Genomic DNA, 11,955 nt, shown 5'->3' with positions numbered 1-11,955 from the left:
CATCCCGGGCATGCATCTGATCGGCTTCAAGGCTGATATCGTCCAGGAGCATCCCTGGATCATGGATGAACTCAGTGAGCTGATCGACGAGTCCCAGCGTCTGTGGCTGGAAAAGCGTGAGAAATACGCCGACACCACGCCCTGGATGATCGACGAACTGCGCCGCTGCGCGGCTGATCTGCCGCCGACCTGGAGAGCCAGCGGGCTTGCTGAGAACGAGGCAATGATCGCCGACTTTGCCGAGGAACTCTACGAACAGAAGATCATGCCGCGCCTTTTGACGCCCGCCGATCTGTTTCCGTGGCACACCAAAGCCCGATGAACAAGGCCTGGGGAAACCCTTCGCAGGCCTCATCGTTGAATTACCATTTTCGCAAAACCAAAAAGGGGAATGACATGCATTCGAAACTGATCGCTTCCGCCGCTCTGCTGGGTCTGATGATGACGACGTCGGTCTTCGCCCAGGAGGCGGCCGTGCCAAAGCAGACCGTCAACGACGCTCTTCGCGCCCGCCTGCCGGAGAAGATCCGCACGGACGGCAAGATGATCTCCGTCAACAACGGATCCTTTCCTCCCTATGAGATCGTCACCGGTACGAAATTGACCGGCGCCAGCGCCGATCTGACCGATGCAATCGGCCAGATGCTCGGCGTCGAGATTGAGCACGAAACCGTCAGCGGGTTGAGCGCGTTGCTCGCCGGCATCAATTCCGGCCGATACCAGTTCGCCTTCGGCCCGATCGGTGACTTCAAAAGCCGTGAAGAGGCCAATGATTTCGTCGACTGGGTTCAGGAATACGTGGTCTTCTCCGTCCAGAAGGGCAATCCGAAGGCCATCACCTCGCTCGAAAGCGCCTGCGGCAATCGCATTGCAGTCATGGCCGGCGGCTCCGCCGAAAAGGTGATCCAGGCCCAGGTTGAAAAGTGCAAGACGGACGGCAAGCCTGCGCCCGAAGTGCAGTCCTATACTGATCAGCCGAGCTCGATCCTGGCAGTCCGCTCCAAACGCGCCGATGCCTTCTTCTCCTCGCAGGCACCGCTGACCTATTTCGTGTCTCAGGCAAACGGCCAGCTGGAATTGAGCGGCGTCGGCCAGAAAAACGGGTTCGAGGATCTCTATCAGGGCGCCGTCGTGCCGAAGGGCTCGCCGCTCGGCCCCGTTCTGCTCGACTCGATCAAGGCGTTGATGGATAACGGCTCCTATGCCGCCATCATGAAGAAGTGGGGTCTTGAGAACAACATGATCAAGCAGCCCGGCATCAATCTTGGTGGAGCCCTGCCGAAATGAGCAACGATCGCACGACTGCTGCACCGCCTTTGGGCGGTGCAGACTTCCGGGACGTTGCCCATGCCCACAAGCCCTTTCAAACGGGCCGGCTCGTCCTATGGGTGGCCGTGCTCCTGATTGCCGCGAATTTCCTGTGGATCGTCGCTCATAACGAGAATTTCGGCTGGCCGGTCGTTGCGGCCTATTTCTTCGATCCGACTGTCATCAATGGCCTTTATGTCAGCCTGGGCCTGACAGTGGTCGCAATGGCCATCGGTATCGTTCTCGGCCTCGGACTGGCGATCGCCCGGCTGTCGAATGACCGGCTTGCACGTTCGCTGGCGTCGCTGTTCATCTGGTTCTTTCGCGGCACGCCGCTCCTGGTGCAGCTGATCTTCTGGTACAATCTCTCGACCCTCTTTCCCGAACTTTCGATCACCATTCCGTTCGGCCCGACGCTCGCCAGCTGGGAGACCAATTCGGTGATCACGCCGATGACGGCGGCAATCGTCGGCCTTGCCTTGAACGAAGCGGCCTACATGGCCGAGATCATCCGCGGCGGCCTGCTCTCAGTCGATCGCGGCCAGTTCGAGACGGCGGAAGCCTTCGGCATGACCAAGGCGAGGGCACTGTGGCGGATCATCATTCCTCAAGCGATGCGCTCGATCGTGCCGCCGACGGGCAACCAGCTGATCAGCATGATCAAGGCAACGTCGCTCGTCAGCGTCATCGCCATGGCCGATCTGCTCTATTCCGTCCAGTCGATCTATAATCGCACCTTCGAGATCGTACCGATGCTGCTGGTGGCCGTCCTCTGGTATCTCTTCATCACCTCCATCCTCAATCTCGGCCAGAGCTACATCGAGGCCTATTACGGCCGCAGCGAACGGCGCAACAACACCGCTGCCGCCAAACCCGAGACCCTTGTCGAGGAGGCAAGCCATTGACCGGTGCCGAAATTGCAAAGCCTCTCGTCAGAGCCCGCAACGTCCACAAGTCCTTCGACCAGCTCGAAGTACTGAAGGGGATCGACCTCGATGTCATGCCGGGTGAAGTCGTCGTGGTGCTCGGCCCGTCCGGATCGGGAAAGTCGACCTTCCTGCGCTGCATCAACCATCTCGAAGCGATCAACAAGGGGTTCATCGAAGTCGATGGCGAGCAGATCGGCTATCGCCTTCGCAAGGACCGGCTGGAAAAGCTGTCGAGCAACGGAATCGCCAGCCAGCGGCGCAAGATCGGCATGGTGTTCCAGCAGTTCAATCTCTATCCGCATATGACGGTGCTGCAGAATATCATTGAGGCCCCGGTCGGCGTGCACGGCGAAAGCCGCAATGCCGCGACCGAGAACGCCCTGCGGCTTTTGGAGCGAGTGGGGCTGTCGGAAAAGGCTGGCAGCTATCCCCGCCAGCTCTCCGGCGGTCAGCAGCAGCGCGTCGCCATCGCCCGCGCCCTGGCGATCAAACCCAAGCTGATGCTGTTCGACGAGCCCACCTCGGCGCTTGACCCCGAACTGGTCGGCGAAGTTCTCTCCACAATGCGCGATCTCGCCAAACAGGGCCTGACGATGATCGTCGTGACCCACGAGATCGGTTTCGCCCGTGAAGCGGCCGATCGGGTCGTGTTCATGGACGGCGGCAATGTCGTCGAGATGGGCAAGCCCGAGGATGTCATCGGCAATCCGCAACATCCCCGGACCCAGGCTTTTCTCGCCCGTTTTCTCTAACTGGTGTCAGCTTCTGCTTCGACCTTCGGGCCGGAGCAATCGCCCTTTTCGATCAAGACTGGATGTTTTAATGCCCGCGCTCGACAATGCCTATGCCCGCCTTTCCGACTTCGAAGCCATGGAGGCGGAGCTGAAAGCGACCCGCCAATACCTGCATGCCCATCCGGAACTCTCCTTCGAAGAAGCCGAAACGGCGCGGTATGTCGCGGAAAAGCTGGAAGGCTGGGGTTATGACGTGACCCGCAGTGTCGGCGGTCACGGCGTTGTCGCCCGCCTCAGCGCCGGCAATGGCAGCAAGGGCATCGCCATCCGCGCCGATATGGATGCGCTGCCGATCGTCGAGGAAACCGGACTTGCCTATGCCAGCGGCACCCCCGGCAAGATGCATGCCTGCGGCCATGACGGCCACACGACCGTGCTGCTCGGCGCAGCCGAATATCTCGCCCGCACCCGCCGTTTCAACGGCACGGTGACGCTGATCTTCCAGCCTGCGGAAGAGGCGAGCAAGAATAGCGGCGCCCAGGCGATGATCGCCGACGGCCTGTTCGAGCGGTTTCCGTTCGATGCCATCTTTGGCCTCCATAACCACCCCGGCGCTCCCGAAGGCACCATCCTGCTGCGATCCGGCCCGATGATGGCGGCGTCGGACACCGTCGAGATTACCATCAAGGGCAAAGGCGGCCATGCCTCGCGGCCGCATCTGACCGTCGATCCCGTGGTCGTGGCGTGCAACCTTGTCGTTTCGCTGCAGACGATCATCTCGCGCAATCTCGACCCGACCCAGACGGCGGTCATCACCGTCGGCACGATCCATGCCGGCGATGCCGTCAACGTCATTCCGGAATATGCCAAGCTCGCATTGAGCGTGCGCTCCTTCGAGCCTGGCATTCGCGACCTCCTGCAGCAACGCATCACCAAGCTCGCCCGCTCGGTGGCAGAAGGGCACAATGCTTCCATTGAGATCGACTACGATCGCGGCAATCCTGTTGTCATCAATTCGCCTGATGAGACGGATTTTGCCCGGGTCGTCGCGATGGAACTGGTCGGCGAAGACAAGGTCGCGACGTGCCCGCTCATTCCCGGCAGCGAGGATTTCTCGCACTTTCTCGAGCACAAGCCGGGCAGCTTCCTGCGTCTCGGCAATGGCATGAATTCCGCGATCCTGCATAGCGCCAAATATGACTTCGCCGATGCCAGCCTGACGGTTGGCGCGGCCATGTGGGCAAGGCTCGCGGAACGCTACCTCCAGGATGACGCCTGAAGTCCCGGTCGCCCAGCTTGACGGCATCGCATTTGGAGCTTGCACTTTCAGTAGCGCAAAAGGATTTTGTAGCGAGACCATCACGTCAACATCTCTCGCCGCAATGCAGGATGCGCAGCATGATTGCCAACTATAACGACGCCGGGCTCGACTTGTCTTACGATCTCGAATTTTACGCACTGATGGCGGAAAACTTCGAACGAAGGGTGGGACGCAGCCTGACGCCGGAAGGCCAGGGTGCCGAATGGCTCTACAACCAGTCGCCGGCAGTTGTCCTTGCCCACAACACCGACGCCGATCCGCGCTTCATCTATGCAAACCGCGCTGCCCAGGCTTGCTTTGAATATTCATGGGACGAGTTCGTCACTTTGCCATCGCGTCTTTCGGCGGAGGCGCCCGATCGCGCGGAACGTGAGAGGCTGTTGAATGCCGTGGCGGCGAATGGCTTTATCGCCGACTACCGCGGACTTCGCATCGCCAAGTCAGGGCGGCGTTTCTATATCGAAAAAGCCATCGTTTGGGATCTTGTCGACCGCAGCGGATGCCGTCGCGGTCAGGCTGCGACATTCGATTCCTGGCAAGACGTGCAGGCGGATTGAGCGCCGGCTGCGGAGACACCAACCAGGCGCCGGATATGTCCGCAGCTTTGCAAACCATGTCGTTTGCCATTTGGTTGCCAAAAAACCATGATTGCGTCACATAAATCGCACATCGACACTCGGCATCAAGAATTGGATCAACGCTGAATGCGCATCGCCTACTTTTTCCTAGGTGCATTTCTTGCAATTGCACAGTCCGCATATGCTGAAGTTGCATCACCGCCTGCTCTGGCGCCGCTAAAGCGACAGGCGCAAGCCGCCGAGTTGAGCGCACAATTTCTTTCGCGGTATAGCTACAAGCCCGTTCCACTCGACGACGCCTTGTCGGCCAGGATCATGGATGGGTTCATCAAGTCACTTGATCCGGACCGCATGCTCTTCCTGCAAGCCGACATCGACGGATTCATGTCCGACCGCAGCGAGATCGATGATGCCATCGAGGAGAGAGACTTGAAGATCCCGTTTGCGATCTTCAAAGCGTATCAGCAGCGCGTTGTCGACCGCATGAACTATGCGCGCAACCTGCTTAAGCAGGACTTCGATTTCAGCGCGCAGGAAGATTATTCGGTGCTGCGCGATAAAGCGCCGTGGCCGCAGTCGGAGGCCGAGAGCAATGAGCTTTGGCGCAAGCGCGTCAAGAGCGACTGGTTGCGGTTGAAACTGGGCGGCCAAAACGACGCGGCCATTCGCGAAACACTCGACAAACGTTATGAAAACACACTCGAGCGCGCTTACAAGTTCAAAAGCGACGACGTTTTCCAATCGTTCATGGACGCCTACGCAACGTCGATCGATCCGCACACGGACTATTTCGGTACGGCCGCTTCAGCCGACTTCAATGTCTCGATGAAGCTTTCGCTGTTTGGTATCGGTGCGGTCCTGCAGGAGCGCGACGATTACACGACGATCCGCGAGCTCGTGCCTGGCGGGCCGGCACAGCTGTCCGGCAAGCTCTCGGTCGGAGATCGAATTACCGGCGTTGGCCAAGGCAAGGACGGCGCAATCAAGGACGTGGTGGGCACGCGCCTTGATGAAGTCGTGCAGATGATACGCGGGAAAAAAGGTTCCGTCGTGCGTTTGGACATCCTGCCGGCAGATGCCGGAGCTGAGGGCACGCATCGCGTCATCAGCCTGGTGCGCGATAAAATCAGTCTCGACAAGCAGGCCGCCCGGAAGACTGTACTGTCCGTAAAAGCGGGCGACGTCACGCGTAAAATCGGGATCATTACTCTGCCGGTATTCTATGAGGATTTTGAAGCCAAGCGCAAAGGGGATGAGGATTACAAAAGCGCAAGCCGCGATGTCGCCAAGCTTCTCGACGAACTGAAGGAAGAAAAAGTCGACAGCGTTCTCATCGACCTGCGCAACAACGGCGGCGGTTCATTGGACGAGGCAATTGATTTGACCGGTCTGTTCATCGGCAATGGCCCGGTCGTTCAGCAACGCGGCAGCGATGGCAAGGTCGAGGTGAGGAGCTCGGAGCTTGCAGCGCCCGTCTGGACAGGCCCGGTGGGTGTCCTGATCAATCGCGGGTCGGCGTCGGCTTCCGAGATTTTTGCCGCGGCAATCCAGGATTACGGCCGAGGCGTGATCGTCGGCGAACCAAGTTTCGGGAAGGGCACCGTTCAGACCGTCGTCGATCTTGACCGGATCGTCCGCAACAGCAAACCCGAGTTAGGGGAGCTAAAGGTGACGATTGCCCAGTTTTTCCGGGTCAACGGCGGTACGACGCAGCTGCACGGCGTGACGCCCGATATCAGCTTGCCAGGACTTTTCGATCCGGCGAGCTTCGGCGAGACCAGTTATGACAATGCCCTGCCGTGGGCGCAGATCAAACCTGCGAAGTACACGGCTGTCGACACGGTCACGACGTTGCTGCCGGCATTGCAAAGCCGCCATGATGCGCGGGTTGAGAGCGATCCGGAATTCCAGCGCCTGATAAAAGACATTGCCGACCTCAAGGCGCAGCGCGAAAAAGGGGTCGTTTCCCTCAATGAAGCCGAACGTCGCAAAGAAGCGACGGCTCGCGAGAAACGGTTCAAGGATCGAGCGAAAGCAGGGGATGGCGAGGATCTTGGAGATGACGGCCTGGAGGCAGGCGAGCGCAGCCTGAGCGCTGATATTGCCATCGAGAATGCCCGCAAGAATGCAAAAGACGTCTTGCTGAACGAGGCCGCCGCCATTCTTGCAGACGAGGCGGATCTGCAGGAAGGCGTGCTCAAGGCAGCCGCAAAACAATCGGGAAACACGGACGGAAAATAGTCATAGCTGACCGGCGCAACGGGTCCACGATCAGGATCTGCAAGCCACCGGCCCGGTGACCGCATCATTGCGGAAGCGGAGGCCGCTGGCCCGCAGCCGCGTCACTCGTCACCATTGCCGCCTTCGAAGGGTTTCCAAGGGAGGGGAAGAGGCCGTCCCGGTGCGACCTTTTCAACCGAGACGACCAAGAACGGCTGGTTCGGCATGCCCGACAACTGCGCCGTCGATGCTGCCGGCCGCCCCTGGGTTTCGACCGACGGCAACAACAACAAGGCCACCGGCCGCACCGATGGTCTGTGGGCCGTCGATACGGAAGGGACGGCGCGCGCCACTTCGAAGCTGTTTTTCCGCGTGCCGGTCGGCGCCGAAATGTGCGGCCCGCTTTTCACGCCGGACGACGAGACCGCTTTCGTCGCCGTGCAGCATCCCGCCGATGGCGGCGAGGACTGGCCGGGCCATGGCCGCCCGTCCTATTACGAGGACCTTTCGACCCGCTGGCCGGACTTCAAGCCCGACATGCCAGTGCGACCTGCGGTCGTCGCCATCACCAAGGTTGGCGGTGGCAAGATTGCCGTCTGACGGTTGAACGCGGCGTCGAGGCGCAATGGGAGTGGTAGTCAGGCTACCAGCTAGTTGTGAAGGCCAGTTAGCTGCCGGGATGAGGGCATCATCCCGGCGCCCCTTTTTTAGAAAGCTATCTGCACCTGTTCACGCTGCGTAACCGCTTAGGTTTTCGAGCTCAGAGGACTACGGCTCACACTCCTTCAAGACCTACACACAGACCATAGTGGGCCGAAAATCATAGATCTCGCTATAAGTTGCAGTCGAATCAGAGTTTATCGATTTGTGCCCGGCAGGCCGAACGCCTGCTGAAAATATCGGCGAAAGGCATGCATGGCTGGAGTGAAGTCGGTGTTGGCGCGCCAAGCGAGGCCGACATCCATCGGTGGCACCGGATCCTTGATGTTGATTGTCTCGATCCGCCGACCTTCCAGCGACCAGGGGCGGTGTACCATATCCGACAGGATCGCGACGCCGAGGTTGTTAGCGACCATGGAGCGTACTGCCTCGATCGACGAGGTGCGCAGCATCACGCGGGGTTGATAGGGTGTCGTGCTCCAGTACTTCAGCGACGAATACGCCGCCTCGTCCACCGTCAGCATGATGTAGGGCTCCTCGGCGATTTCCTGTAGGCCGACGCCCACATGCTTCAGTAGCGGATGCTGCGCCGCCACCCAGAGCCTGCGGATGGAACGCAAAAGCGTCTCGGTGGTGAGCGCGGTATTCAGGATATTCGAGGTGAGAAGTACCGAAATGTCGTACCGGTTGACCAGCAGGCCTTCCTCGATCGACTCGCGGTTTACCTCGTAAAGCTGGATGCGCAGCTTAGGATAGAGTCGCCGCATGCGCTCTATGTGGAGCGGCAGGAAGTAGCCGATGACGGTGTAGGTCGCCGCAACAGTCAGATCGCCCTCGATGTCGCTGCTGACATAGTTCAGATGCGTTGCCTCATCGACCTTGGCGAGGATCTCGTAGGCGTAGGAAAGAAACTGCCGGCCGGCGGCGGTCAGTTCCATGCCCTGCGGCATGCGCGTGAAAAGAGCAACGCCGATCGATTTTTCCAGTTCCTTGATGGCGGTCGTCACTGCCGACTGCGAGATCGAGAGCTGTGCCGCTGCATAGGAGATCTGTCCTTGCTCGGCGGTTGCGACGAAATAACGGAGCTGCCGGAAACTGAGGCTCATGATCTGTTTTTCCCATCGAATTATCTGAATTCGGCTTGGATAAATCCGATCGACTGCTTTTAATTTATGCGAGTGCTCTACGAATTTGAGGCGGAATCGAGCCAAGCCGTTGGAAAGAAACATATTAAGCTTCGCCCGCGATTTAAGCGCAGGTATCTCTTTTCTCGATAATGATGCCGCAAAAAATGAATTTTTCAAATCCTGTTTCGTCGCGTAGCGTTTTCGTCAGATGACAACGGCGGGAAGACAGTTTGAAAGATATCGTCGACATCAACTGCGATATGGGAGAGGCCTTCGGTCGCTGGCGGATCGGCGATACGCAGGATTCGCTGCTGATCTCTCACATCAGCTCGGCCAATATCGCCACCGGCTTCCATGCCGGCGACCCGAACCTCATCGACGAGACCGTGGCGCTAGCCGCGGCTCATGGGGTCGGGATCGGCGCGCATCCTGGCTACAATGACCTTCAGGGCTTCGGCCGTCGCAAGATTGTCGGCAGCAGCAAGGAGCTGGTCAACGACATCATCTATCAGGTGGGCGCGCTGCGCGAGTTCGCCCGCCGCTACAGCGTGCCGGTGCAGCATGTGAAGCCGCATGGCGCGCTCTACATGGAGATGGCGGTCAATCCGGACTTCGCTCAGCTCTTTGTCCAGTATATGCGCATCGTCTCGCCCAACGCCTTTGTCTTCTGCATGGGTGGCTCGGCGACGCACAAGGCGGCACTCGATGCCGGACAGCCTGTCGTGCGCGAGTTCTACGCAGACCGCGACTATGACGACAGCGGTTCGATCGTCTTTACCCGCGATGCCGGCCGCCCAGACCCGATGGTGCTGGCGCAGAAAGTGCTGCGCGCCTGCCAGGAGGGCAAGGTCCGCACGGTCACGGGCAACGATATCGACATCGAATTTGAATCCATCTGCTTTCATTCCGATACGCTCGGCGCACTCGACATCGTTCTCAGCATGCGCGAGCTTCTGATCGGTGCCGGAATCCGGATCGTGCCCGTGTCGCAGATCCTTGGACATTAGACTTTGCGGAGACCGACCATGAGCAAGATTGAAATCCGTTCGCCCCTGCCGGGCACCTTCTACCGGGCGTCGGCGCCGGATGCGCCGCCCTTCAAGGCAGACGGCGACGATGTCACCGAGGCCGAAACGATCGGCGTGATCGAGGTGATGAAGACATTCCAGGAAGTTCCGGCTGGTGTTTCCGGCAAGGCGATCACCTTCCTCGTCGACAATGAGGAGCCTGTCATGGCAGGGCAGGTCATCGCGGAGGTCGAGGCATGACGATCCGCTCGGTGCTCGTCGCCAATCGCGGGGAAATCGCCATTCGCGTCATCAAGGCGGCGAAGGCGCTCGGTATCCGGACCGTGCAGGTGCACAGCGCAGCAGATGCAGACATGCTGGCGGTGCGGCTCGCCGACGAGGCGATGAACATCGGCCCGCCGGCGCCGAAGAAATCCTATCTCAACATCGAGGCGGTGATCGCCGCCGCCAAGGCAGCCGGTGTCGATGCCGTGCATCCGGGCTACGGCTTTCTGTCCGAAAACGGCGATTTCGCCGATGCGGTGCGCGACGCCGGCATGATTTTCATCGGTCCTTCCGGCGATGCGATCCGCACGCTCGGCGACAAGGTGGCGGCGCGGCAGGTGGCAAAGCGCGCGGGCGTGCCGACGGTGCCCGGCAGCGACGGGCGTGTCGCCGGGCTCGAAGAGGCGCGGTTGCTCGCAGGCGAGATCGGTTTTCCTGTGATGATCAAGGCGGCGGCTGGCGGCGGCGGACGCGGCATCCGGATCGTCGACAGCATCGCCGAGCTCGAACAGCAGTTTCCGCTGGCTTCGGCCGAGGCGCTGGCCGCTTTCGGCGACGGCGGACTTTATCTGGAAAAGGTCATCGCCCGCGCCCGGCACGTCGAGGTGCAGATCTTCGGCGACGGACAGAATTTCGTGCATTTCTTCGAACGCGAATGCTCCTTGCAGCGGCGGCGCCAGAAGGTGTGGGAGGAGGCGCCCGCCTTCATGCTGCCTGCCGACATGCGCGAACGCCTCTGCGTCAGCGCCGTGGCGCTTGCGCGCGAGGTCGGCTATCGCGGCGCCGGCACGGTCGAATATCTCTATGACGACGAAACGGGCGACTTCTACTTCATCGAAGTCAACACCCGCATCCAGGTCGAGCATCCTGTTACCGAGATGATCACCGGGTTCGACCTGGTGCAGGAGATGTTCAAGGTCGCCGGCGGTGCGGCTCTTTCGGTCGCTCAGCGCGACATCGTGGCCAGCGGCCATGCGATCGAGTGCCGCATCAATGCCGAGGATCCGTTCAAAGCCTTCCAGCCATCGCCAGGTACGATCGCGTCGCTGTCGGTCCCGGAAGGCGAGGGCATCCGGTTCGACACGATGCTCTACGAGGGCTACACGATCCCGCCCTTTTATGATTCCCTGCTCGGCAAGCTGATCGTGCACGCCGAAACACGCAAGGCCTGCCTCGAAAAGCTTGCCGCGTCGCTGACGGCTCTCGCGATCGAAGGCGTGCCGACGACGGTGGCGCTGCATCTGGCGCTCGCCCGCGATGCAAGCGTCGCCAAGGGCGCTTTCCATACCCGCTTTCTCGAACAATGGCTGGAGCACGATTTTCCCGCTCTGGCCGGCCGGACCCAGGAGGTTGCCTGATGCCTGCGCGATATACCTTCGGAGGTGATGAACACCTCTTCGTCGAATGCAGCAGCGAGATGTCGCTGGAAGCCTTCTTCAAGAGCTTGTCCATGGCGACAGCGGTCCGCGAAAGCCGGATCAGGGGTGTCACCGAGATCTGCCCGGCCAATGCCTCGTTCCAGGTAAAGTTCAATCCCGATCTCATCAAGCCGGACGACATCCTGCGGGAGGTGCAGGCGATCGAGGGCGTGGCGGAAAAATCCGAGCCGGTCCTGAAGACCCGCATCATCGAGATTCCGGTCTTCTATAATGATCCATGGACATACGAGACGCTGATGCACTTTCGCGAACGGCACCAGGAACCCGGCGGAACGGATCTCGATTATGCTGCCCGGGTCAACGGCTACGGCGGTGTCGAGGATTTCGTCGCCGCACATGCGGGTTCG

At 60.1% G+C, this 11,955-nt stretch carries 11 protein-coding genes and 2 pseudogenes; 12 read left to right on the top strand and 1 reads right to left on the bottom strand.

Annotation, left to right across the window (positions count from 1 at the left end; all coding sequences use genetic code 11):
- The 8 genes and pseudogenes from FY112_RS05305 to FY112_RS05270 all read left to right on the top strand — a co-directional run.
- Positions 1-322: pseudogene (locus tag FY112_RS05305) on the top strand (nitrate ABC transporter substrate-binding protein); the annotation flags it as partial.
- 74 nt (positions 323-396) lie between these two features.
- A complete protein-coding gene (locus FY112_RS05300) occupies positions 397-1,287 on the top strand; it encodes an ABC transporter substrate-binding protein (protein WP_026158318.1) in 891 nt (296 codons plus the stop codon).
- The gene (locus FY112_RS05295; protein WP_017957423.1) at positions 1,284-2,213 is read left to right on the top strand and encodes an amino acid ABC transporter permease; all 930 of its coding nucleotides are present in this window, start codon (positions 1,284-1,286) and stop codon (positions 2,211-2,213) included. Before FY112_RS05300 ends, FY112_RS05295 begins: the two co-directional genes overlap by 4 nt.
- The gene (locus FY112_RS05290; RefSeq protein WP_151517897.1) at positions 2,210-2,989 is read left to right on the top strand and encodes an amino acid ABC transporter ATP-binding protein; all 780 of its coding nucleotides are present in this window, start codon (positions 2,210-2,212) and stop codon (positions 2,987-2,989) included. The genes FY112_RS05295 and FY112_RS05290 overlap by 4 nt, the downstream gene beginning before the upstream one ends.
- A 70-nt stretch (positions 2,990-3,059) precedes the next feature.
- Positions 3,060-4,250: a M20 aminoacylase family protein gene (locus FY112_RS05285; RefSeq protein WP_017957425.1), complete on the top strand. Its 1,191-nt coding sequence runs from the start codon at positions 3,060-3,062 to the stop codon at positions 4,248-4,250.
- Between the two features lie 119 nt (positions 4,251-4,369).
- Complete coding sequence (locus tag FY112_RS05280) at positions 4,370-4,849, top strand: MEKHLA domain-containing protein (protein WP_168274618.1); 480 nt, start codon at positions 4,370-4,372, stop codon at positions 4,847-4,849.
- Between the two features lie 147 nt (positions 4,850-4,996).
- Complete coding sequence (locus tag FY112_RS05275; RefSeq protein ID WP_131718424.1) at positions 4,997-7,111, top strand: carboxy terminal-processing peptidase; 2,115 nt, start codon at positions 4,997-4,999, stop codon at positions 7,109-7,111.
- A gap of 159 nt (positions 7,112-7,270) precedes the next feature.
- A pseudogene (locus FY112_RS05270) lies at positions 7,271-7,690 on the top strand (alkaline phosphatase PhoX); the annotation flags it as partial.
- A 257-nt stretch (positions 7,691-7,947) separates the two neighbouring features.
- On the opposite strand, the gene FY112_RS05265 reads toward FY112_RS05270, so the two are convergent.
- Positions 7,948-8,856: a LysR family transcriptional regulator gene (locus FY112_RS05265; RefSeq protein ID WP_017957428.1), complete on the bottom strand. Its 909-nt coding sequence runs from the start codon at positions 8,854-8,856 to the stop codon at positions 7,948-7,950.
- 251 nt (positions 8,857-9,107) lie between these two features.
- On the opposite strand from FY112_RS05265, the gene FY112_RS05260 reads away from it, so the two are divergent.
- The 4 genes from FY112_RS05260 to FY112_RS05245 all read left to right on the top strand — a co-directional run.
- Positions 9,108-9,884: a 5-oxoprolinase subunit PxpA gene (locus tag FY112_RS05260; RefSeq protein ID WP_011648944.1), complete on the top strand. Its 777-nt coding sequence runs from the start codon at positions 9,108-9,110 to the stop codon at positions 9,882-9,884.
- A gap of 18 nt (positions 9,885-9,902) precedes the next feature.
- The gene (locus FY112_RS05255) at positions 9,903-10,145 is read left to right on the top strand and encodes an acetyl-CoA carboxylase (RefSeq protein ID WP_017957430.1); all 243 of its coding nucleotides are present in this window, start codon (positions 9,903-9,905) and stop codon (positions 10,143-10,145) included.
- Positions 10,142-11,527 (top strand): acetyl-CoA carboxylase biotin carboxylase subunit, encoded by a 1,386-nt coding sequence (locus FY112_RS05250; RefSeq protein WP_017957431.1) that lies wholly within the window; start codon positions 10,142-10,144, stop codon positions 11,525-11,527. Before FY112_RS05255 ends, FY112_RS05250 begins: the two co-directional genes overlap by 4 nt.
- Positions 11,527-11,955 (top strand): carboxyltransferase domain-containing protein (locus tag FY112_RS05245; RefSeq protein WP_151517895.1); only part of this gene is annotated, 429 nt, incomplete at its 3' end. The genes FY112_RS05250 and FY112_RS05245, both read left to right, overlap by 1 nt.

This window comes from Rhizobium sp. PEPV16 (assembly GCF_008919455.1).
GTDB classification, from domain to species: Bacteria; Pseudomonadota; Alphaproteobacteria; order Rhizobiales; family Rhizobiaceae; genus Rhizobium; species Rhizobium leguminosarum_Q.
Note: the sequence above shows the minus strand (reverse complement) of the source record. Positions and strands in the feature narration are given on the sequence as shown.

What these genes read in the sequence shown, in the direction of transcription:
- FY112_RS05280 (WP_168274618.1), top strand. Translation starts at nt 4,370, where the DNA reads ATGATTGCCAACTATAACGACGCCGGGCTCGACTTGTCTTACGATCTC.
- FY112_RS05250 (WP_017957431.1), top strand. Translation starts at nt 10,142, where the DNA reads ATGACGATCCGCTCGGTGCTCGTCGCCAATCGCGGGGAAATCGCCATT.
- FY112_RS05295 (WP_017957423.1), top strand. Translation starts at nt 1,284, where the DNA reads ATGAGCAACGATCGCACGACTGCTGCACCGCCTTTGGGCGGTGCAGAC.
- FY112_RS05275 (WP_131718424.1), top strand. Translation starts at nt 4,997, where the DNA reads ATGCGCATCGCCTACTTTTTCCTAGGTGCATTTCTTGCAATTGCACAG.
- FY112_RS05300 (WP_026158318.1), top strand. Translation starts at nt 397, where the DNA reads ATGCATTCGAAACTGATCGCTTCCGCCGCTCTGCTGGGTCTGATGATG.
- FY112_RS05265 (WP_017957428.1), bottom strand. Translation starts at nt 8,856, where the DNA reads ATGAGCCTCAGTTTCCGGCAGCTCCGTTATTTCGTCGCAACCGCCGAG.
- FY112_RS05255 (WP_017957430.1), top strand. Translation starts at nt 9,903, where the DNA reads ATGAGCAAGATTGAAATCCGTTCGCCCCTGCCGGGCACCTTCTACCGG.
- FY112_RS05285 (WP_017957425.1), top strand. Translation starts at nt 3,060, where the DNA reads ATGCCCGCGCTCGACAATGCCTATGCCCGCCTTTCCGACTTCGAAGCC.